We start from the raw sequence: 449 nt of genomic DNA, 5'->3' as shown, positions 1-449 counted from the left end.
CCAAGGTGGTAATATCTCGCCAATAATTGGGAATTTGTATCTTCACCATGCTCTGGACTTGTGGTTTGAGAAGGTCATTAGAAAGAACTGCAGAGGCGATGCCTACATGGTTCGTTATTCGGATGATATGTTCACAACGCCAACCCGGGATGTGATGAAGAAACTGGCGGTCAAGATGAATGGGTATTACAGATACTATGGCATAACTGACAATTCTAGTATGATTAGTAGATTTGGAGATGAGGTCAGAAGCATGCTCTACAAAATGTTCAATAGAAGAAGCCAAAAGAAGAGCATGACGTGGGATAAGTATTTACTTTTCCTCAAGAGATTCCCTTTAGCCAAAGCTAAGATATATGTCAGCATCTTTGACCTAAACAAAAACTTTAGTTATATGATGTAAATGATAGTATGAGGAGCCGTGTGCGTTAGTTGCGCAAGCACGGTTC

General features: G+C 40.5%; 1 pseudogene. It reads left to right on the top strand.

The features are described 5' to 3' along the window. Positions 1-403: pseudogene (locus ACYQ3Q_RS28515) on the top strand (hypothetical protein); the annotation flags it as partial. Positions 404-449 lie beyond the last annotated feature (46 nt).

This window comes from Desulfosporosinus burensis (assembly GCF_054657535.1).
Note: the sequence above shows the minus strand (reverse complement) of the source record. Positions and strands in the feature narration are given on the sequence as shown.